The 22,080-nt window shown below is 68.8% G+C and carries 13 protein-coding genes and 1 riboswitch; of the genes, 5 read left to right on the plus strand and 8 right to left on the minus strand.

Annotation, left to right across the window (positions count from 1 at the left end; all coding sequences use genetic code 11):
• Window positions 1-42: 42 nt before the first annotated feature.
• The 6 genes from rpoD to argA all read right to left on the minus strand — a co-directional run bounded on the left by rpoD (window position 43) and on the right by argA (window position 9,675).
• Window positions 43-2,283 carry an RNA polymerase sigma factor RpoD gene (rpoD, locus tag AC07OZ_RS25560; RefSeq protein WP_495469857.1) on the minus strand — a complete coding sequence of 747 codons (2,241 nt, stop codon included), beginning with the start codon at window positions 2,281-2,283 and terminating at the stop codon, window positions 43-45.
• A gap of 376 nt (window positions 2,284-2,659) precedes the next feature.
• Entirely contained in the window at window positions 2,660-4,726 is a 2,067-nt protein-coding gene (gene dnaG / locus AC07OZ_RS25565) for a DNA primase (protein ID WP_495469858.1), read from the minus strand.
• 9 nt (window positions 4,727-4,735) lie between these two features.
• Window positions 4,736-7,258 (minus strand): putative bifunctional diguanylate cyclase/phosphodiesterase, encoded by a 2,523-nt coding sequence (locus AC07OZ_RS25570; protein WP_495469859.1) that lies wholly within the window; start codon window positions 7,256-7,258, stop codon window positions 4,736-4,738.
• A gap of 278 nt (window positions 7,259-7,536) precedes the next feature.
• A complete protein-coding gene (locus AC07OZ_RS25575) occupies window positions 7,537-7,839 on the minus strand; it encodes an H-NS histone family protein (protein WP_067275254.1) in 303 nt (100 codons plus the stop codon).
• Window positions 7,840-7,939: 100 nt separating this feature from the next.
• Window positions 7,940-8,212 (minus strand): oxidative damage protection protein, encoded by a 273-nt coding sequence (locus tag AC07OZ_RS25580; protein ID WP_088403658.1) that lies wholly within the window; start codon window positions 8,210-8,212, stop codon window positions 7,940-7,942.
• A gap of 122 nt (window positions 8,213-8,334) precedes the next feature.
• On the minus strand, window positions 8,335-9,675 hold the full coding sequence (gene argA, locus AC07OZ_RS25585) for an amino-acid N-acetyltransferase (RefSeq protein ID WP_421037901.1): 1,341 nt from the start codon (window positions 9,673-9,675) through the stop codon (window positions 8,335-8,337).
• 154 nt (window positions 9,676-9,829) lie between these two features.
• Between argA and AC07OZ_RS25590 the strand changes: the two genes are divergently transcribed.
• The 4 genes from AC07OZ_RS25590 (at window position 9,830) to AC07OZ_RS25605 (ending at window position 18,763) form a co-directional block, all read left to right on the plus strand.
• Window positions 9,830-10,198 carry a VOC family protein gene (locus tag AC07OZ_RS25590; RefSeq protein ID WP_495469860.1) on the plus strand — a complete coding sequence of 123 codons (369 nt, stop codon included), beginning with the start codon at window positions 9,830-9,832 and terminating at the stop codon, window positions 10,196-10,198.
• Between the two features lie 64 nt (window positions 10,199-10,262).
• Window positions 10,263-14,312 (plus strand): ATP-dependent RNA helicase HrpA, encoded by a 4,050-nt coding sequence (hrpA, locus tag AC07OZ_RS25595; RefSeq protein WP_495469861.1) that lies wholly within the window; start codon window positions 10,263-10,265, stop codon window positions 14,310-14,312.
• Window positions 14,313-14,417: 105 nt separating this feature from the next.
• Window positions 14,418-16,334 carry an HDOD domain-containing protein gene (locus AC07OZ_RS25600; RefSeq protein ID WP_495469862.1) on the plus strand — a complete coding sequence of 639 codons (1,917 nt, stop codon included), beginning with the start codon at window positions 14,418-14,420 and terminating at the stop codon, window positions 16,332-16,334.
• Window positions 16,331-18,763 carry a protein kinase domain-containing protein gene (locus tag AC07OZ_RS25605; protein WP_495469863.1) on the plus strand — a complete coding sequence of 811 codons (2,433 nt, stop codon included), beginning with the start codon at window positions 16,331-16,333 and terminating at the stop codon, window positions 18,761-18,763. Before AC07OZ_RS25600 ends, AC07OZ_RS25605 begins: the two co-directional genes overlap by 4 nt.
• A gap of 89 nt (window positions 18,764-18,852) precedes the next feature.
• Here AC07OZ_RS25605 and AC07OZ_RS25610 read toward each other — a convergent pair whose 3' ends face one another.
• Together AC07OZ_RS25610 and AC07OZ_RS25615 are read right to left on the minus strand one after the other, a co-directional pair.
• On the minus strand, window positions 18,853-19,110 hold the full coding sequence (locus AC07OZ_RS25610; protein ID WP_495469864.1) for a hypothetical protein: 258 nt from the start codon (window positions 19,108-19,110) through the stop codon (window positions 18,853-18,855).
• A gap of 125 nt (window positions 19,111-19,235) precedes the next feature.
• The gene (locus AC07OZ_RS25615; RefSeq protein ID WP_495469865.1) at window positions 19,236-19,838 is read right to left on the minus strand and encodes a 2-hydroxychromene-2-carboxylate isomerase; all 603 of its coding nucleotides are present in this window, start codon (window positions 19,836-19,838) and stop codon (window positions 19,236-19,238) included.
• Window positions 19,839-20,050: 212 nt separating this feature from the next.
• A riboswitch (cyclic di-GMP riboswitch) is annotated at window positions 20,051-20,152 on the plus strand.
• Between the two features lie 86 nt (window positions 20,153-20,238).
• Between AC07OZ_RS25615 and AC07OZ_RS25620 the strand changes: the two genes are divergently transcribed.
• Window positions 20,239-22,047 (plus strand): ShlB/FhaC/HecB family hemolysin secretion/activation protein, encoded by a 1,809-nt coding sequence (locus AC07OZ_RS25620; RefSeq protein ID WP_495469866.1) that lies wholly within the window; start codon window positions 20,239-20,241, stop codon window positions 22,045-22,047.
• The last annotated feature ends 33 nt before the right edge of the window (window positions 22,048-22,080 follow it).

The following is a 22,080-nucleotide window of genomic DNA, read 5'->3' on the forward strand; positions in this document are numbered from 1 at the left end:
CAAACCCGGTGCCCATCGCTGGGCCCCGGGTCTGGGTCTGGATCAAAGGTTGTCCAGGTAGGTGCGCAGCTTGTCGCTCCGCGACGGATGCTTCAGCTTGCGGATCGCCTTGGCTTCGATCTGGCGGATGCGCTCGCGGGTGACGTCGAACTGCTTGCCGACTTCCTCCAGCGTGTGGTCCGTGCTCATCTCGATGCCGAAGCGCATGCGCAGCACCTTGGCTTCGCGCGGGGTCAGGCTGTCGAGGATGTCCTTCACCACCTCGCGCAGGCCGGCCTGCATGGCGGCCTCGATCGGCGCGGTGTTGTTGGTGTCCTCGATGAAGTCGCCCAGGTGGCTGTCGTCGTCGTCCCCGATCGGCGTTTCCATGGAGATCGGCTCCTTGGCGATCTTCATGATCTTGCGGATCTTGTCCTCGGGCATCTCCATCTTCTCGGCCAGCGTCGGCGCGTCCGGCTCGAAGCCGAACTCCTGCAGATGCTGACGCGAGATCCGGTTCATCTTGTTGATCGTCTCGATCATGTGAACCGGGATGCGGATGGTGCGGGCCTGGTCCGCGATCGAGCGGGTGATGGCCTGGCGGATCCACCACGTCGCGTAGGTCGAGAACTTGTAGCCGCGGCGGTACTCGAACTTGTCCACCGCCTTCATCAGGCCGATGTTGCCTTCCTGGATCAGGTCCAGGAACTGCAGGCCGCGGTTGGTGTACTTCTTGGCGATCGAGATGACCAGGCGCAGGTTGGCCTCGATCATTTCCTTCTTCGCGTCGCGCGAGGCCTTCTCGCCCTCGTTCATCCGCTTGTTGATGCCCTTGAGGTCGTCCAGCGGCACCACGGCCTTGCCCTGGATGTCGATCAGCTTCTGCTGCAGTTCCTGGATCGCGGGCAGGTTGCGCGACATGATGTTCGCGTACGACTTGCCCGAGGCCACTTCCTTCTCCGCCCACTGCAGGTTCAGCACGTTGGGCGGGAAGGTCTTGATGAAGTGCTCCTGCGGCATGCCGCACTTGTCCACGACGATCTTGCGGATCTCGCGTTCGAAGCGGCGCACGTCGTCCACCTGCGAGCGCAGGATGTCGCACAGCTTCTCGATGGTCTTGACCGTGAAGCGGATCGTCATCAGCTCCTGGCTGATCGCGGACTGGGCCTTGTTGTAGTTGGCCGACTTGTAGCCGTCCTTCTCGAAGGCCTTGCGCATCTTGTCGAAGTTGGTCGCGAGCGAATCCAGCTTCACCAGGGCGGCGTTCTTCAGCTCCTCGAGCTTCTTGGTCAGGGCCTTGGAGCCGCCGGCGCCGTCGTCGTCGTCCTCTTCGTCGAACTCGTCGAAGTCTTCTTCCGCGACGTAGTCGTCCGCCTCGTCATCGGAGACGAAGCCGTCCACCGATTCGGAGATCTGCATCTCGCCGGCGCGGATCTTGGCGGCGATGGCCAGGATCTCGGCGATGGTCGTCGGGGAGGCCGAGATGGCCAGCATCATGGCCTGCAGGCCGCCTTCGATGCGCTTGGCGATCTCGATCTCGCCCTCGCGGGTCAGCAGCTCGACGGTGCCCATCTCGCGCATGTACATGCGCACCGGGTCGGTCGTGCGGCCGAACTCCGAGTCGACGGTCGACAGCGCGGCCTCGGCCGCTTCTTCCGCTTCCTCTTCGGTGGCGGTCGGCGAGGTCGAGCCCTGGATCAGCAGCGTGGCGGCGTCGGGCGCCTGCTCGTACACGGCGATGCCCATGTCGTTGAGCATCGACACGATCGCCTCGAGGATTTCCTCGTTGATCAGTTTCTCGGGCAGGTGGTCGTTGATTTCCTGATGCGTCAGGAAACCCCGCGTCTTGCCCATCTTGATGAGGGTCTTCAGCTCCTGGCGGCGCTTGGCGACTTCCTCTTCGGTCAGCGCGGTCTCGTCCAGGCCGAACTCGCGCATCAGCGCGCGCTCCTTGGCGCGGCTGACCTTCATGCGCAGCGGCTTGGCCTTGGGCTTGTCCTCGCCGACTTCCTCGACCTCGACGGCCTCGGCGGTCTCGACTTCCGCGTCGACCTCGCCCTCGGTCTCGCCATCGGCGTCGACATCGGCGAAGTCCTCTTCCTCCACTTCGACCTTGGCCTTGGCGGCCGGCTTCTTCGACTCGGTCTCGGCCTTGGGCTTGCGGCCGCGCTTGGGCTTCGCGTCGTCGTCGGACGCGGCAGCGGTGGCGGCTTTGGTGGTCTTCGCGGCGGCCTTGACGGCCGGCTTCTTGACTTCTTCGGTTTCTGCGGCGGCGGCCTTGGACGCGGTCTTTTTGGCGGTCATGCAGTTCCTCGGTGGCTCAGGGGCCAGTAGGTGAATGCGGGGAAATCGCAGTGGGTGCAGGCAATGCAAACAGCCACCTGCCCCGCTGGCGCCCGCAAACTCCCGACTCCTGCGGGCTATGCGGCGCGAGCGAGCCAGGCGGCTCGAACTCAGGCCTCGGATGGCAGATCGGGGCAAACCGACTGCCATTCAAGGCTTTGCGCGTGAAGGTTAGCGTGAACCTTTGTTGTTGCAGCCCAGGCGGTGTAAGTTGGCCACTTTGTGTATGAACCCAGGGTCAGTGGGGGGCCGGGGACCGGTTGGCGCTGCGGTCACTCTTGACGCGCGAAAACCATAGATTATCTGCGAATTTTCCCATTCGGTCAAAAAGCTTGGGTCAAGACGACTCCAAGTCCTTGATTTGGCGCTGGAGGTCCATGTATTTCCGAACGTCGGGGTTGGGGCTCTTTGCGAGTTGCTCCGCCTCGTCTTGAAGGCGGAGCTTCCACAAATTGCGCATCACTTGTCTGAATTCGCTCTCAACGGATTCGTTCGACGGAGGGGTGCTAAGCGAACCGCCGCACACGCGTTGAGCTAGCTCAGTCAAGCCGGACTCTTCCAGCGCGACTTGTATGACTGCCCACGGGGCCGTCCCGTGATCGACGACAAAACGTTCGAGCCACGCAACCATTTGGCCATGCTCGCCATCAAGCTCATGCAACAACTGAAGATCCTGATCGCTTAGTGCGTTCCACAGGTCCGAATGCAAGAGCAGAAGGCGCATCGCCTGGACGGTTCGAGCGGGTGGTGGTGGCATCGGCATGCCGATGGTCGGATCCTGGTCGCGCTTGCGCCAGTCGCCCTTGCCGCCCTTGCCTTTGTATTCGCCCTTGGGTACCCATTTCTTGCGCTCGCCCTGGCCTTGCGCCTGGGGCGCCGGAGCGGCGCCAGCGCCCGCTCCGTAAGCATCCGGGGGAATGTGGATGTCGTCCGCGCCGGCATGGGCCTCGTCGCCATAGGCGGAGGCGGGGATGTCGAAGTAGGGCTCGTCGTGGGGGCCGTCGGAAGACGGGGCGGGCGCTCTTGGCGCCGCCTTCGGCGGGGCGGCGGGCCGTTCCGCGCGCGGACGCGAGCCCGGTGCCGCCGGCGGTTGCGCGTTCGCCCACAGGACCTGCAGTTCCGCGTCCGGCAACTGCGCGCGGCGGGCGAGTTCGCCCAGCAACTGCCGCTTCAGCAGCCCGTCAGGCAGCGCGGCCCACAGCGGCTTGGCGACGCTCAACATCTTCGCGCGGCCTTCCGGCGTGCCGAGATCGCAGCCGTCAGCGGCGGTCTCCATCAACTGGCGCGACAGCGGCACGGCGCCTTCGACGCAACGTTCGAACGCATCGGCGCCGAGCTCGCGCACATACGAATCGGGGTCGTGCTCGGTCGGCAGGAACAGGAACTTGATCGTGCGCGTCTCGTTCGCGTGGGGCAGGGCGGCCTCGAGCGCGCGTCCCGCCGCACGGCGGCCGGCGGCGTCGCCGTCGAAGCTGAACACCACCGACTCCGTGAAGCGGAACAGCTTCTGCACGTGCTCCGCCGTGCAGGCCGTGCCCAGCGTCGCGACCGCGTTGCCGAAGCCGTGCTGCGCCAGCGCGACGACGTCCATGTAGCCCTCGACGACCAGCGCGTACCCACGCCGGCGCATCGCGGGGCGGGCCTCGTAGAGGCCGTAGAGTTCGCGGCCCTTGTGGAAGACCGGCGTCTCCGGCGAGTTCAGGTACTTGGGCTCGCCCTTGTCCAGCACGCGGCCGCCGAAGCCGATCACCTCGCCCAGCACGTTGCGGATGGGGAACATCACGCGATCGCGGAAGCGGTCGTAGCGGCGCTGTTCGGCCTCGCTCTTGCCGGGATCGTCCTGCAGGATGACCATGCCGGTCTCGACCAGCAGCGGGTCGTCGTAGGACGGAAAGGCGTTGGCCAGCGAGCGCCAGCCGTCCGGCGCGTAACCGAGGCCGAACTGCAGCGCGATCTGGCCGGTCAGGCCTCTGCCTTTCAGGTACTCGATCGCGCGCGGGTTGCCCTTGAGCTGCTGGCGGTAGTGCTGGCCGGCCTTGGCGAGGACCTCGGTGAGCGTCGCCTGGCGCTGCTTCTGTGCCTTCTCGCGCTCGCGCTCCTGCGGGCTGCGGTCGTCCTCGGGCACCTGCATGCCGGCCTGCTGGGCGAGGTCGCGCACCGCGTCGATGAAGCCGATGCCCAGGTGCTCCATCAGGAAGCCGACGGCGTTGCCATGCTGGCCGCAGCCGAAGCAGTGGTAGGTCTGGCGCGACGGGCTGACCGTGAAGCTCGGCGACTTCTCGCCGTGGAACGGACACAGCCCCTTGTGGTTGATGCCGGCCTTCTTGAGGTCGACATGGCGGCCCACGATGTCGACGATGTCGACGCGGGCCAGGAGGTCCTGAATAAAGCCGGGTGGGATCACCTCGGGATTTTAAGTGATGGCCTGCGGCGCGCGCGGCCGGGCCGGCGAGGGTGGCGGCGTGCGGCGCAGCGCCCAGTCGAGCAGCGCCTGCGGCGGCAGCGGCTCGCACAGGCCGCTGCCCTGGCCGACCTGGCAGCCCAGCGCGATCAGCGCCTGGGCGTGGGCCGGCGACTCGACGCCCTCGGCCACCAGTTCACAGCCGAACTGTCCCGCCAGCGCGATCACGCCCTGCACCAGCGCGCGGTCCTGCGGATCGACGAGCATGGTCTGCACGAACGAGCGGTCGATCTTGAGCTGGTCCAGCGGCAACTGCTTGAGCACCGACAGCGTCGCATAACCGGTGCCGAAGTCGTCCATCGCCAGGCGCAGGCCGAGGCGTTTGCAGTCGGTCAGCAGGCGGCGCGCGTGCGCGACGTCGTCGAGCGCGCTGGACTCCAGCAGTTCCAGCACCAGCCGGTGCGGCGGCACGTCGGGATGGCGGGCGAGCAGGGCCTCGAGCCGTGGCACGAAGGCCGGCGCCGCCAGGTGGCGCGGGCTGATGTTGACGCTGAGTTCCAGGTCCAGCCCTGCGGCGCGCCAGAGCCGGTTCTGCTCCAGCGCCTGTTCCAGCACCCAGTGGCCGAGCTGCGCGGCCATGCCGCTGTGCTCGACGGTCGGCAGGAAGGTGGCGGGCGCCAGCAGCCCGCGCTGCGGATGGCGCCAGCGCAGCAGCGCCTCGGCGCCGAGCAGTTCGCCGCTGACCAGGTCCAGCTTCGGCTGGTAGTAGAGGCAGAGTTCCCCCGCCTCCAGCGCCTGCTGCACGCGCAGCGCGGCCTGCGCCTGCGCCTCGCGGCTGCGGCGCTTCTCGACGTCGAAGAACTGCACGCCGTCGCGGCCGCTGCGCTTGACGCGATACAGCGCGTGCGCGGCGTGGCGCATCAGCGTCTCGGCCTCGCCGCCGTCCTGCGGGAACAGCGTCGCACCGACGCTGGCGCTCAGCCGCAGCGCGCCGCCGGGGGCGTCCTCCGGGTCCGTGCCGTCGCTCGAGATGTCCGCGTTGCCTGGGCTGGCGGGGCCGCTGCCCGCCTGGTCATCGCCGCTCTCGTCTTCCGGATCGATCGGCCGGCGCAGCACCTGCACGAGCCGGTCCAGCGCCTGCTGGGCTTCCTCGACGCTCTGCACGCGCAGCAGCAGCCCGAATTCGTCGCCGCCGAGCCGGGCGACCTCGTCCGACCACTGCGGCGCCTGGCGCAGCGCGAGCGTCAGGCGCCGCGCGAGTTCCCGCATCGCCTGGTCCGCGCGGACGATGCCATGCCGCCGGTTGAACGCGGCGAAGCCGTCCAGGTCCACGCGCGCGACGCACAGCATGAAGCCCGGCCCCACCTGGCGGCTGGTGTGGAGCGCGGCCTGCAGCCGTCGATGGAACTCCTGCTCGTTGGGCAATCCGGTCAGCAGGTCGAAACGGCCGATCCGCTCCAGCGCCTGCTGCCGCTGCAGTTCCTGCGTCAGGTCGCTGAGCGCCAGCACGCGATAGCGGGGCGGACCGTCCGGTTCGGGGATCGACGACACGGTCAGCCGCAGCGTGCGGGGCTGACCGCCGGCGGCGCGGACCTTGACGAGGCCGTGCCAGTGGCCGGCGGGGTCAGCCAGCGCTTCGGCGATCGCCTCGGGATCGTGTCCGGCCCGGCGCAGTTGCGCCTCGTCCATCGGCAGCGCCGGCTGACCCAGCATCCGGCGGCGCAGCGCCTCGGCGGTGTCGGGCGTCTGGCCGTCGTTCTCGAGGACCAGGCCCGCGGGCGGCTCCAGCAGCGCCGCCATCAGCGTCCAGTAGGCGGGATTGGCGTCGAGCAGCCGGTGTTCGAGGTCGGTGATCGCCAGGCCTTCGTGCAAATGCTGGAACAGCCCGCTGCTCATGCGCTGGCGCTCCTCGGCGGTCCGGCGCCACTGGATGTCCTGCAGGCTGGCCAGCACCTGACGGGCGCGGCCGCGGGGATCGCGGCGCGCGACACGCAGCCGCAGTTCGTGCCAGACCCAGCCGCCGTCCTCGTCGGGCAGGCGCAGGGCGTGGTGCAGCGTGTCGGGTTCGGGCGCCGACAAATCCCGGTCGTCGGCGTCCCGCGGCCTGGCCGCCGCCTGTCCGCCTTGCAGCAGCGCGGGCAGCCGCTCCTCGAGCTTCATCCGGTCGACGGCGTGCACCTGCGCCAGCCACGCCAGCGGGTCCTCGACATCGAGCGGCCCCAGCCGCGACTGCCAGCCGGGCGACATCGCGACCGATTCGCCGGGGACCCACTGCGCGAGGGACAGGCCGGCGTCGTCGATCTTGGTGCGCCATTCGCGGCGCTCGTCGAGCGCGCGCTGCCGCAGCGCCCGGGCGTGCAGGACCGCGCCGAGTCCGAGCAGCGGCAGCAGCCACCAGGCCACCGCGCGCCACGCCGGCCAGAGGGCGCCAGCGATCAGCAGCAGGGCCGTGGCGGCCACCAGCAGCGCGGCCGGCGCCGCGGCGGGCAGGCGTCGGGGCAGGGCGGGCGGGGCCCAGCCGGCAGGGGCGGACAACTCGGACTTCAAGGTGCGGAGGGGCGTAGGAGGAAAAGAGCGGATCCGCGCGAGGCGCGGAGGGGACCGGCGGGCATGCTAGCCGCGCGCCGACGGCGGCCGGTCAGCGCTATCCCTGCCGAGCGCGGCACTCCCCCCGGAATGGGGGTCCCCCGCGGGAGGTAGCACCGAAAGGGGGGATCGAAAAATGCAGAAAGCCACCCGAAGGCGGCTTTCCCGGTGTTGAAACCGATGTAAGAACTGGTGTCCGAAGGCGAATGGCCTTCAGAACATTGCGGTCAGATCACGAAATCTTCCAGCTTGGCGCCGCCGGAAATGGCCGCCTTCAGCCATTTCGGTTGCAGGCCGCGGCCGCTCCAGGTTTCGCCGGTGGCCTGATTGCGATACTTCGCGGCCACCTTGGAGGACTTCGGCGTGCCGGTCTTGGCGGCGCGGGCGGTCAGGTCGGCGACCGTCAGGCCGTATTCCTGCATCAGCGACTTGACTTTGCCGATCGCGTCGGACCGTTCCCGGTCCTGGGTTTCCGCAATTTGCGCTTCGAGGGCGGCCCGTTGGGCCAGGAGGTCTTTGAGCGATGCCATTTATGCAATTCCTCGCGTAGTTCAACGGCTCCCTCGAAAGGGAATGCCGCATTATAGGCAGGGAATCGAGTATCACCGCAAGGGGGTAAATCCCCGGAAATCACTCCGTCGGCGGGACATATCCGGCGGGCTGTTCCGCGCCGCCGCCGAAGAAGAACTGTTCCATCTGCCGCGCGAGGTATTGGCGCGCGCGCTGGTCGGCCAGATTCAGGCGGTTTTCGTTGACCAGCATGGTCTGGTGCTTCATCCACGCGGCCCAGGCTTCCTTGGACACGTTCTCATAGATGCGCTTGCCGAGTTCGCCGGGATAGATGGGAAAGTCCATGCCCTCGGCTTCCTTCTTCAGATAAACGCATTGGACGGTGCGGGCCATATCAAACCTCGGTGTTCAAAAAGAGACGGACGCTAGTCCGGCGTGGGGGAGTGCGGCAGCCGGCCGACGATGGCCGCTGCCTCGGGAGCTATCCCGGATCCGTGGAATGCCGGGACCGGGGATCAGGTGAGTTTCTTGACGAGGACCTGCGAACGCCGGTCCCAGTTGTATTTGCGCTTGCGTTCCTCGGGCAGCCAGTTCGGATCGACCGGCTGGAAACCGCGCTTGATGAACCAGTGCATGGTGCGCGTGGTCAGCACGAAGACGCTGGTCAGGCCCATGGCCTTGGCGCGCTGCTCGATGCGCTTGAGGATGCGTTCGCCGTCGCCCTGGCCCTGCACGGCGCTGGACACGGTGAGTGCCGCCATTTCGGCGGTGCGCGCTTCCTGGTAGGGATGCAGCGCGGCGCAGCCGAATATCACGCCGTCGTGTTCGATGACGGTATAGGACTCGATGTCGCGTTCGATTTCGCTGCGCTCGCGTTTGACCAGCGTGCCGTCGCGCTCGAAGGGTTCGATCAGCGCGATCAGGCTGCCGATATCGTCGTGGGTTGCCTCGCGCAGGCTTTCGAGTTTTTCGTCCACGACCATCGTGCCGATGCCGTCGTGGGTATAGACCTCCTGCAGGATCGCGCCGTCGACGGCGAAAGGCAGGATGTGGGACCGCTCGACGCCCGATTCGCAGGCCGTCACGCAGTACTTCAGATAAAAACCGACGTCGGTCGGCTGGGTCGGCGGCGGGAGTTTGGCGATCAGCCGTTTCGCGTCGGCCAGCGCCAGTTCCGTGTCGATCGCGCTTTCCGGGTCTTCGGGGTTTTCGCGCACGCCCTCGACTTCGGTCATGAACAGCAGCTTGTCGGCTTGCAGCGCGATCGCGGTTTCCGTCGCGACGTCTTCCATCATCAGATTGAAGGCGTCGCCGGTGGGCGAAAAACCGAAGGGCGACATCAGCACGATGGCGCCGATATCGATGGCGCGCTGGATCGCGGCGGCGTCGACGCGGCGCACCACGCCGGAGTGCTTGAAATCGACGCCGTCGACGATGCCGACCGGCCGCGCGGTCAGGAAATTGCCCGACACGACGCGCACCGTGGAATTGGCCATCGGCGTGTTCGGCAGGCCTTGCGAAAACGCCGCCTCGATTTCGAAACGCAATTGGCCGGCGGCTTCCTGGGCGCTGTCCAGCGCGATGCCGTCGGTGATGCGCATGCCGTGGCTGTATTGCGGCTGATGGCCCTTGAGCGCGAGCTGCTCGTTGACCTGCGGGCGGAAACCGTGGACCAACACGATCTTGATGCCCATCGCATGCATGATGGCCAGATCCTGGACGAAGCTGTTGAGCTTGCCGGCGGCGATCATTTCCCCGGTCATGCCGACGACGAAGGTTTCTCCGCGATACGCATGGATATAAGGGGCCACCGCGCGAAACCACGGCACGAAGGTATGGGGGAAGACCAGGCTCATGGGCGCGGATTGTGCAACAGGCTGTCCCCGCAACGTGGCGGGAAGGTCACTTGCGGGACGCTGTCCGGGAGCGGAGCATGGCGCCTCCGCAACACCCCCGGAGCGAGACATGGAAGTGTTCAAGACGCATGGCGCCTTCAGCTGGTCGGAGTTGATGACGACGGACCCGAAAAAGGCCACCGAGTTTTACGGCAAGCTGTTCGGTTGGCAGATCGAGGTCATGCCGATGCCGGGTGGCCCGGCCGACGCGCCGCCGTACCACCTGATCAAGACCCGCGGCGCGGACGACGCCATCGGCGGCCTGATGGCCTGCCCGCAGCAGGGCATGCCGCCCGCCTGGGGCATTTACGTCACCGTGGACAACGTCGACGAGACGGTGGCCCAGGCCAAGGCGATGGGCGGCAAGGTCCTGATGGAGATCATGGAGGTGCCCACCGTCGGGCGGATGGCGACGCTCCAGGACCCCCAAGGGGCGGTGATCAACGTGATCACGTACGCCGAGATGCCGGACGAGAAGAAGTGAGCCGGCAGTGACCTTGACCTGACGTCCGGCCTCCTCTCGCGGGGCGCGAGATAATCCGCGCCCCGTGAGTCAAGACACCAACGCCCCCGCCCCGCGTCCCCCTCGGCCTTCCGGCCCGCCGCGTCCCCCGCGCCCGCCACGCCCCCCGCGTCAGGCAGCGCGCGCCCCCGCGCCCGCCACCGCGATCCCGCCGATCGAGTTCCCCGAATCGCTGCCGGTCTCCGGCCGTCGCGAGGAGATCATGCGGGCGATGGCCGAGCACCAGGTGGTGATCGTCTGCGGCGAGACCGGCTCAGGCAAGACGACGCAGCTGCCCAAGATCGCGCTGGCGATGGGACGGGGCCGCGGCAACGGCGGCGGCCTGATCGGCCACACGCAGCCGCGCCGGATCGCCGCCTCCAGCGTCGCCAAGCGCATCGCGGAGGAGCTCAAGTCGCCGCTGGGCGACGTCGTCGGCTACAAGGTCCGCTTCCAGGACCGGCTGCAGCCGGGCGCCTCGGTCAAGCTGATGACGGACGGCATCCTGCTGGCCGAGACGCAGACCGATCCGCTGCTCAGCGCCTACGACACGCTGATCATCGACGAGGCGCACGAACGCAGCCTCAACATCGATTTCCTGCTCGGCTACCTGCGCGAGATCCTGCCGCGCCGTCCGGACCTGAAGGTCGTCGTGACCTCGGCGACCATCGACGCCGACCGCTTCGCGCAGCACTTCGCCTCGGCGAAGGGACCCGCGCCAGTGCTGATGGTCTCGGGCCGGCTGTTCCCGGTCGAGCAGCTCTACCGGCCCTTCGAGGAATCGCGCGAGTACGACGTCAACGACGCCATCTGCGACGCCGTCGACGAACTCTGGCGCCACGGTCGCGGCGACGTGCTGGTCTTCCTGCCCGGCGAGCGCGAGATCCGCGAGGCCGCCGAGGCGCTGCGCAAGCATCACCCGCCCGGCGTCGAGGTGCTGCCGCTGTTCGCGCGCCTGTCCGAGCAGGAGCAGAACCGCGTCTTCCAGCCGCACGGCCAGCCGCGCATCGTGCTGGCGACCAACGTCGCCGAGACTTCGCTGACGGTGCCCGGCATCCGCTATGTGATCGACCCCGGCCTGGCACGCGTCAAGCGCTACAGCTACCGCAACAAGGTCGAGCAGCTGCAGATCGAGAACATCAGTCAGGCCGCCGCCAACCAGCGTGCCGGCCGCTGCGGCCGTGTCAGCAACGGCACCTGCATCCGGCTCTACGACGAGAAGGACTACCTCTCGCGGCCGCGCTTCACGGACCCCGAGATCCTGCGCAGCTCGCTTGCGGGCGTGATCCTGCGGATGAAGTCGCTGCACCTGGGCCAGGTCGAGGACTTCCCCTTCATCGAGCCGCCGCCGCGCAAGGCGGTGGCCGACGGCTACCAGCTGCTCAACGAACTGGGCGCCGTCGACGAGCGCAACGAGCTCACGCCCATGGGTCACGAGCTGTCCAAGCTGCCACTGGATCCGCGCGTCGGCCGGATGATCCTGGAGGCCCGCCAGCGCGATGCGCTCAGCGAGGTGCTGGTCATTGCCAGCGCGCTGTCCGGCCAGGATGTGCGCGACCGGCCGATGGAGCAGCAACAGCAGGCCGACGAGAAGCACAAGAAGTTCGACGACGAGAAGTCGGAGTTCATGGGCTACTTGAAGCTCTGGAAATGGCTCGGCGAATCGAAGGGCGGGGAGGGCGAACACAAACTCTCCAACCGCAAGCAGGAACAGCTGCTGCGCGACAACTTCGTCAACCCGCGCCGCGTGCGCGAGTGGCGCGACATCTACTCGCAGCTGCACACGGTGATCGCCGAGCACGGCTGGCGCCTGAACGGCGCGCCCGCGACCTACGAGCAGGTCCACCTGTCGATGCTGGCCGGCCTGCTGGGCAACATCGGCGTGAAGGCCGATGACGACGACTGGTACCTGGGCGCGCGCGGCATCAAGTTCTGGCGCCATCCCGGCGCGCACCTGAGCAAGAAGCCGGGCCGCTGGATCGTCGCGGCCGAACTGGTCGACACGACGCGGCTGTTCGGCCGCGGCATCGCGGCGATCGAGCCGCAATGGCTGCCCGGCATCGCCGGCCACCTGATCAAGACCCAGCTGCTGGAGCCGCACTGGGAGAAGAAGGCCGCCGAGGTCGTCGCGCTGGAGCGCGCGACGCTCTACGGCATCGTGCTCTACAACAACAAGCGGGTGAACTTCGGCCGCGTCGACGCCGTCGCTGCGCGCGAGATCTTCATCCGCGAGGCGCTGGTCAACGGCGACTGGGAGACGCGGCTCCCGTTCCTGGCCCACAACCAGAAGCAGATCGCCAAGGTCGAAGAGCTCGAGCACAAGTCGCGCCGCCAGGACGTGCTGGTCGACGACGAGCTGATCTACGCCTTCTACGACCAGCAGTTGCCGGCCGACGTGTACTCCGGCGTGACGCTGGAGAAGTGGTTCCGCGAAGCGAGCAAGGCCAACCCGCGCCTGCTGCAATTGAGCCGCGACGAGCTGATGCGGCACGAGGCTGCCGGCGTCACCAGCAACGCGTTCCCGAAGACGATCCGCCTGGGCGGCGTGGACTGCACCGCGACCTACCTGCATGAACCCGGCGACGCGCGCGACGGCCTGACGGTCACCGTGCCGATCTACGCGCTCAACCAGGTCAGCGACGAGCGCGTCGACTGGCTGGTGCCGGGCATGCTCGAGGCCAAGGTCACGGCGCTGCTCAAGAGCCTGCATCAGAAGCCGCGCAACCGGCTGACGCCGCTGCCCGAGTTCGTCGCCGAGTTCGTCGAGCTGAACCCGTTCGCGCAGGGCGGCCTGGTCGACGTGCTGCTCAAGGCGGTGAAGGAGCGCTCGCAGGTCGCCGTGCAGCGCAACGACTTCAAGCTTGAACAGCTGCCCCCGCACCTGTTCATGAACATCCGCGTCGTGGACGAGCATGGCCGCCAACTGGGCCAGGGCCGCAACCTCGCAACGCTGAAGGCAGAACTTGGCACGCAAGCGCGCTCTGCCTTCCAGGCGCTGGCGGCGTTGAAGCTGCACGGCTCGGACGACGCCCAGATCCGACAAGCTCCGGGCGATTCCCAGGATCGACAAGGCGCCGATGGCGCTCGCGGGCGGCAAGGCTCGGACGACTCCCTCTCCCGCTCGCGGGAGAGGGCAGGGGTGAGGGCTGCGGTCGACGAAGGACGGACGACGTCAAGCGACGGCAAGCCCTCCCGCGGCATCAAGGCGACGGTCATCCCGCCGCAGAAACCCGCCGTCGAAGCCACGAAGACCTACACCGCCTGGACCTTCGGCGAGCTCCCCGAGCTGATGGAGATCAAGCGCGGCCCGCAGACCCTGATCGGTTTCCCCGCGCTGATCGACAAGGGCCAGCACGTCGAGATCGAAGTCTTCGACGAGCCCGAGCTCGCCGCCGCGAAGCACCGCGCCGGCCTGCGCCGCCTGATCGCGCTGCAGCTCAAGGAACCGCTGAAGTACCTCGAGAAGAACATCCCCGACCTGACGCAGATGTCGGTCGCCTACATGAGCCTGGGCACCGCCGAGGAACTGCGCGACCAGATCATCGCGGTCGCGCTGGAGCGCGCCTTCCTGGCCGATCCGCTGCCGGTGGACGAGTTCAGCTTCAAGACCCGCCTCGAGGAAGGCCGCGCGCGGCTCAACCTGATCGCGCAGGAAGTGGCGCGCCTCGCCTTCAACGTGCTGATCGAGTACCAGGCCGCGTTGCGCAAGCTCAAGGACGCCCGCACGGCCCCCAAGGACGTCGTCGATGACCTCCAGGCGCAACTGCAACGGCTGATGCCCAAGCGCTTCGTCCTGCAGACCCCGTGGAGCCAGCTGCAGCATTTCCCGCGCTACCTGAAGGCGATCACGCTGCGCCTGGACAAGCTGCGCGCCGACGCGCCGCGCGACGCGAAGCTGCTCTCGGAGCTCCGTCCGCTGGAGCAGCGCTGGTCGCGCCGGGTCGCGGATCTCAAGGGCACGTCGGACGCGCGGGTCGACGATTTCCGCTGGCAGCTCGAGGAATTGCGGGTCAGTCTCTTCGCGCAGGAACTGAGGACGCCTCAGCCCGTCAGCGTCAAGCGCCTGGAAAAGGTGTGGGCGCAGTTACAGAACTGAGCGGAGAATCCCCCTCAGTTCTTCAGGCGAGGACTTCGGGTTTTCGGTCCAATCCAAGCTACAAAAGGTCCGTGGCCCTGCACCGTCGGGTGCCGCATATCGCTCGTGTCTGACAACACCACAACATCCTCCGCCGCCCCGATGCGGCGTTTCGGCCGCTTCGAGCTGCGCGCGCTGCTGCACAAGAGCCTGCGCTCGATGCTGTGGGTCGTCTTCGACCCGCAGAGCGGCCAGGAGATGTTCCTGATGATGCCGCGCGAGAAGCCCAACAGCGAGGCGGCGATGCTGCACTGGCTGAAGACGGTCGACGGCGCGTCGCGCATCCATCACCCGAACCTGGCGCACGTCATCGAGACCGGCCGCGTCGATCCCTGGCCCTACGTCGCCTACGACCGCGCGCTGGGCGAGACGCTGGAGGAACGCATCGCCCGCGGCGCGCCGCCGCTGCCGCTGGACGCCGCCGGCTGGGCCGCGCAGGCGCTCGAAGGGCTGGCCTTCGCGCACGAGGCCGGCCACGCGCACCGCGACATCCAGCTCGCCCACATCGTCGTCGACGGCGCCAACCACGTCCGCGTGCTGGGGCTCGAAGTCGCGCAGGAAGTCGTGCCGCCCAACGCCGACTTCAACACCACCACCCGCCGCGCCGCGCGCGAGGCCGCCGAGGAGGACGTCGTCTGCGTCGGCCTCGTGCTGCACCGCCTGCTCAGCGGCAAGCCGGTGCTGGAGGAGTCCGACCTCCAGGTCGTGCTGCAACGCATGCAGCCGCAGGGGCACGACCTCGTGCGCCTGGGCTGGGAAACCCCATATGCGATCCCCGAGCCGCTGCGCGCCATCGTCAACCGCGCCAGCGACCGGCAGACGCGCCAGCGCTACCACCTGGCCCGCAGCTTCTGGCGCGCGCTCGACGGCTGGCGCCTGTCGGCGGAGCAGGACGACGGCGGCCCGATCGCGCTGCTGAAGGACAAGATGCAGCGCTTCGGCCACCTGCCGAGCACCTCGACCCGGCTGGTGACGACGGTGTCGTCGTCGGCGATGGCGGGGCAGCACGGCAGCCAACTGGCGTCCATGGCGCTGAAGGACATGGCGCTGGCGCTGGAGCTGATCCGGCGCGTCAACAACGCGCTGCGCCAGCAGGGGCCGACCAGCGGCGGCACGGTGCTCAACCTGCAGCGCGCGATCGCGATGCTGGGCCTGAACGGGCTCGAGGACGCGGCGCGGGCGCTCAAGCCCTGGCCCGGTCCGATGAACGAAGGCCAGGCGCAGTTCATGCAGAGCGTGATGCGCCGGGTGCAGCGCGCCGGCCAGGTGGCGCAGGCGCTGCGGCCGGCCGGCTACGACGGCGAGGTGATCTACCTCATCTCGCTGATGCAGAACCTGGGGCGGCTGCTGGTGCAGTACCACTTCCCGGATGACGCGCAGCAGATCCGCCAGCTGCAGGTCGCGCCGGAGGCGACCGAGGACAACCCCAATCCGCGCGGCATGAACGAGCAGTCCGCCGCCTACGCCGTGCTGGGCTGCGACCTGGAGAGCCTGGGTCTGGCGGTGGCGAAGTACTGGGGCCTGGGCGACGAGCTGCAGCACATGATGCGCCGCCAGCCGCAGGAAGCGCCGGTGCGCCACGCCGATGGCGACACCGAACTGCTGCGGCTCACCTGCAGCCTGGCCAACGAACTGGTGGATGCGCTCGCATTGCCGGAGCGCAAGCGCCAGGCGGCGATCGAGCTGGCGACGCGCCGGTATGCGCGCGCGCTGGGGCTCGGCCTGCGCGAGATCTACGACGCGCTCGGCACCAGCGGCGCGATCGCCGATGCCGGCGACAGTGGCCTCGGCGCGATGAGCGACCCGGCCGTCGGCGCGGCCGCGACCGCGGCACCGCGCTCCCGGCTGCGCGAGCGCGCCGAGTCCGGCGCGCCGGCCCCCGCCACGAACATGGCGACGAACACCGCCACCAACAACACGAACAGTACCGCCCAGCCAGGGTCGCCCGCCGGCGCACCTCAGCCCGGCAAGGACCGACCATGACCGCCATGCCGCCCGCCGTCGGGCGATTCAAGCCGCTGCGCAGTCTTGGGCAGGGTGCCCAGGCGGTGGTGTGGCTCGCCCACGATCCGCGGCTGGACCGCGAGGTCGCGCTGAAGGTGCTGACGCAGGCGGTGGACCGCGCCAGCGTCGATGCCTGGCTGCATGAGGCGCGCGCGGTCAGCCGGCTGACGCATCCGAACATCGTGCCGGTCTTCGAGGCCGACATCGAGGCCGGCCAGGCCTACATGGTCTTCGAGTACGTGCCCGGCGGCACGCTGACCGAGCGTTTGCGCCAGCGCGGCCGGCTGCCGGCGCGCGAGGCCGTCGCGATGATGCTGGGCATCCTCGACGGGCTGCACGCGGCGCACCAGGCGGGCGTCGTGCACCGCGACCTGAAGCCGTCCAACATCCTGATCGATTCGACGGGCCGGCCCAAGGTGATGGACTTCGGCATCGCGGGGCGCATCCCGTCCGGGGCGGCCTCTGCCCCTGGCATGGCCGGCACGGCCGGCGCGGCCGCCCGTCCCAACCGCATCGTCGGCACGCCGGGCTACATCTCGCCGGAGGCGGCCAAGGGCGACGCCGCGTCACCGGTGATGGACGTCTTCGCCGCCGCGGTGATGCTCAGCGAGATGCTGTCCGGCCAGCGCCTCAACTACGACCCCGATCCGTGGCGCGCGGTGCGCCGCGCGATGGAGCAGACGCTGGATCCGCCGGCGGACCTCGGACCGGACAGCGACGACGCCTTGCGCGCGGTGCTGATGCGCGGCCTGTCGCGCGAGTCGCCGCAGCGCTGGTCCGATGCCAAGGCCTTCCACGACGCGCTCGCCGCGTGGCTGCATCCGGCCAGCGAGGCGCCCGAGGCCGGCGAGGGCGGCAACGCCACGTTGGAGTTCCTGCTGCGCCGCATGCGGCACCGCAGCGACTTCCCCGCGATGGCCGATTCGGTGACGCGCATCCAGCGGATGACGCAGTCCGAGAACGAGAGCCTCACCTCGCTCTCCAACGAGATCCTCAAGGACGTCGCGCTCACCAACAAGCTGCTGCGGCTCGTCAACACGGTGCAGTTCAGCCATGCCGGCGGCGGGCACATCAGCACGGTGTCGCGCGCGGTGGCGCTGGTGGGTTTCGGCGGCATCCGCAACCTGGCGCTGTCGCTGGTGCTGCTGGAGCGCATGGAGAACAAGAGTCACGCGCAGCGCCTGAAGGAGGAGTTCCTCCGCTCGCTGATGGCGGGCTCGCTGGCGCGCGAGCTGTGCCTGGTGCCGCGCGAGAACGAGGAGTCCTTCCTCGCCACCATGTTCCAGGGCCTGGGTAGGCTGCTGGCCGAGTTCTACCTGCCCGAGGAAGCCCAGCAGGTGCGCCGCGTCGTGCGCCCCGAGCGCGGCATGGGCGAGCAGGCCGCGCCGCCGCTCAGCGAAGCAGCCGCATCGGCACAGGTGCTGGGGCTGAGCTATGAAAGCCTCGGCCTGGGCGTGGCCCGGCAGTGGGGGTTCCCGGACACCTTGCAGCGCAGCATGCAGCGGCCCGACGGCGACGCGCCGGCGCGGCTGGTGGAGCACTCGACCGACCGCATGCGCTGGCTGGGCCGCGCGAGCAACGACGTCGCGGACGTGATCCTGAACAGCGATCCCGCCGAAGCGCATGCCAAAGTGCGGGCGATGGCGCAGCGTTACGCGCGCGCGCTGGGCGTCGAGGCCAAGGCCTTCGAGGCCGCGGCGGACCAGGCGCGGCAGCGGCTGACGCAGCTGGCGCAGGCGATGGACATCAAGCTGGCGAAGAACTCGCCGGCGCAGCGCCTGCTGGCGCCGCTGACGCCGTCGGCGGAGGACACGCTGTCGCCGCACCAGCTGCAGGCGACGATGGTGGAAGGGCAGCCGCCGGCCGGCGTCATCCCGCCCGAGCAGGCGGCGGCGACGCTGGCCGCTGGCATCCAGGACATCACCAACGCGATGGTCGAGAGCTTCAAGCTCAACGAGATCCTGCGGATGATCCTCGAGACGATGTACCGCGGGCTGGGCTTCCGCCGGGTGATCTTCTGCCTGCGTGATCCCAAGACCGAGACGCTCACCGGCCGCTTCGGCCTGGGCGACGGGGTGGAGGCGGTGGTGCCGCTGTTCCGCGTGCCGCTGCGGGTGATGCCGGGGATGCCGGCGGACCTGTTCACGGCGATCTGCACGAAGGGCGTGGACACGCTGATCGCCGACGCCTCGCAGCCCAAGATCGCCGAGCGGCTGCCGCCGTGGTTCCTCAGCGGGGCCAAGGCGCACAGCTTCCTGATCCTGCCGATGGCGCTGCGCGGCGCGCCGTTCGCGATGATCTACGCGGACAAGACGGAGGCGGGCAGCGTCGTGCTCGACGAGAAGCAGCTGTCGCTGCTGCGCACGCTGCGCAACCAGGCCGTGATGGCTTTCAAGCAGGCGAGCTGAGCGCCGGCCGCGCCCTCGAAGAAGCCGGCCGAGGCCGGCTTCGTCGTTTCAGGGGAGGGGGAGGGCCGAGGGCGTGTCGGGAGGCCCGCTCAGCGCCGCGGGCCGTAATGGCCCGGGATCCAGCGGCGACCGCCGCCGCGGCTGTCCCAATAGCCGTCGATCCAGATGGTGCCGGTGACGACCGGGCCGCCATCCGAATAGCCGGCGCCGTAGCCGCCACCGCCACCATCGCCGTAGCCGCGGTCGTAGCCGTGATATCGATGGGCGGGGACCACCACGCAGCCGGTCAATGTCGCGACCAGCGGAGCCGCGACCAGCGCGAGTAGCAGGGGACGAAGCGTTCGCATGTGGGACCTCCAGGAAGGGGACAACATGCGTCAACAACGCGGTCCTGGAGGTCGTCGATGACCGGCGGCGCCGGACATTACCCGGCGGACAAGGAGTAACCGCAAGTAGGGGCCGCTCAGCCCGATCAATACGGACCGTTCGCCAGCCAGTGTTCGAGCTGCGGCAGACGGTCGTTGCCCCAGAAGCGTTCGCCCTCGACGATGAAGAACGGCGATCCGAACACGCCGCGGGCTTCGGCGAGGTCGATCTCCGCCTTCAGGCGGGCGCGCGCGGCCGTGTCGTTGGCGATGGCCTGGAGCTGGTCGGGCGAGACGTGCTGCGTGGCGCAGAGGTCCTGGAGCACCTCGCCCTGGGCGATGTTGCGGTCGCCGACGAAGTAGGCCTTGTAGACGTCCTGCGCGAACTTGCGGCCCTGCTCGGGATCGCGGTCGTTGAACCAGTGGAACAGGCGCGCTGCCATCTCGGTGTGCAGGCCCAGCGAGGTCGGCGTGTTGTACGGCACCTTCATGAACGCGGCGAGCCGGGTGACGTCGCGGCGGACGTAGTCGCTGCGCATGACGCTGTTGGGCACGCGGATGCGTTCGAGCGACTGGAAGTTGGCATCCAGCACGATGGCGTGCCAGTTGACGGTGCGGCCGTACTTGGCCGCGAGTTCGTCGATGCTCTGCGCGGCGATGTAGCCGTAGGGCGAGGCGAAGTCGAAATAGAAGTCGATCGGTGCGGGCATGCGGGCTCCTGTCAAGGCGCGCGGATTGTAGGAGGGTGCCTCGGACTGCCTGGTGACGCATCCGCCGGATGGGTGACGCGGCTACCGCATCCGCCCACTGCCCGTCAACCACCCCCGGGTGGCGATGTATCTGTGCTGTTGCCGTCCGATACAGTCACTTACCTCAGTCCCCCTTGAGGCTGCGCATTCCGTGAGGGATGTCACACCCAGGGGGCTGACCAGGGCAAAACCGGCGCGAGCCGGCGACGCAAAGCCTCCGGTCTCGGCGCCGACATCCGACAGATGTCACGGCTCGAGATAGCGGGGTTGCCGGACCGGACTCGACCGGTTCGTGACGCATCGCCGCTCGCCTGGCCCGTCCTGGGTTGAAAAAACAACGCCAGAGAAGCGGCAGGCAGGGATGCAAGAGAAGTATGAACAGCGGACGCCCGCGCGGCGGCGTCCGGCCGTCGGCGTGCCGACGGTCGCCACGATCGCGATCGCCGCCGCCTTGTGCGCCGGCTACGAAACCGCCCGGGGTCAGGCCTTGCCCCCGGGCACCGTCGACCCCGATGCGCAGCGCCAGCTCCAGCAGCAGCGCGAGGCGCAGCAGCGCCAGTCGCTCGAACGCGAGCCGGACGTCCGCCTGCGCGCCAGCGCGCCGCAGGCGCGTCCCCGCCTGCGCGACGACGAATCCCCGTGCTTCCAGATCACGCAGATCGAGCTGCGCGGCGTCGAGGACCAGCCCCGCATGGCGCGCCAGATCGGCGCGCTCGACGGTCCCCTGGGCGACGACGCGCCGATCGGCCGCTGTCTCGGTGCCGGCAGCATCGCCACGCTCGTGACGCGTCTGCAGGACGCGCTGATCGAGGAAGGCTTCATCACCACGCGTGTCCTGGCGGCGCCGCAGGATCTGTCCACCGGACGGCTGGTGCTCACCGTCGTGCCGGGCCGCGTCCATGCGATCCGCCTGCGCGAGGGCACGTCGCCGCAGGTGCGGCTCGCCAACGCATTGCCCGTGAAACCCGGTGACGTGCTCAACCTGCGCGACATGGAGCAGGCGCTCGAGAACCTGCAGCGCGTCCCCGGCGCGCAGGCCGACATCCAGGTCGAACCTGCGCAGGGCACCGGCGAACCCGGCTACAGCGACCTCGCCGTCAGCTACCAGGGCGGCCGCCAGTGGCGCTGGCAGGTGTCGCTCGACGACAGCGGCAGCGAGGCCACCGGCCGTTACCCGCTCGCGCTGACCGCGTCGCTGGACCACGCGCTGACGCTCAACGACCTGTTCTACGTGACGCTGAACCGGGACGCCGACTGGCTCGCGCGCCGCGTCGATCACCGCGACGGTCCGCACAAGGGCACCGGCGGCCACGTCCTGCACTACTCGCTGCCGTGGGGGCATTCGCTGATCAGCATCACGATGAGCCGCAGCGGCTACCGCCAGGTCGTCATCGGCGCCAACCAGACCTACGTCTACCGCGGCGCCAGCAGCAACGGCGAGCTGAAGCTGTCCCGCATGCTCTGGCGCGACGGCCAGTACAAGTTCAGCGGCTACGTGAAGCTGTTCGGCCGCGGCTCGCGCAACTACATCGACGACACCGAGGTCGAGGTGCAGCGCCGCCGCACCGGCGGCTGGGAAGCCGGCATCAACCTGAAGCGCAACGCGGGCGGCGTCGGCAGCGAGGCCGAACTGAGCCTGAAGCGCGGCACCGGCGCCTTCCACGCGCTGCAGGCGCCGGAGGAAAGCTTCGGTGAAGCCGAGTCGCGCGTGCGCCTGCTGCAGGGCAGCTACAGCGTCAACGGCGCGCTGGCGCTCGGCAGCCGGCAACTGCAGCTGAGCACCTCGCTGCGTGGCCAGTACGCGCTGAACCGGCTCACGCCCCAGGACCGCTTCTCGATCGGTGGCCGCTACACCGTGCGCGGCTTCGGCAGCGACGCGTCGCTGTCCGCCGACAACGGCCTGCTGTGGCGCAACGAGGCCGAGCTGCCGCTGTCCGCGGCGCAGCAGTCGCCGGCCGTGTCCCTGTACCTGGGCGTCGACGCCGGCCTGGTGGGCGGTTACGGCGCCGAGCGCCTCGCCGGCCGTCACCTGACCGGGGCCGTCATCGGCTCGCGCGTGCGCACGCAGGGCTTCTCGCTCGAGGTGTTCGCCGGCGCGCCGCTGTGGCAGCCCTCCCGCTTCCCGGAGGCCCGCGTCGTCGCGGGCTTCAACCTGACCTATTCCCGTTGACCCGTTCCCGCTGAGCGCTTCATTGAGCCCGGC

It is taken from the genome of Roseateles sp. GW821-FHT09G03, from assembly GCF_059416045.1.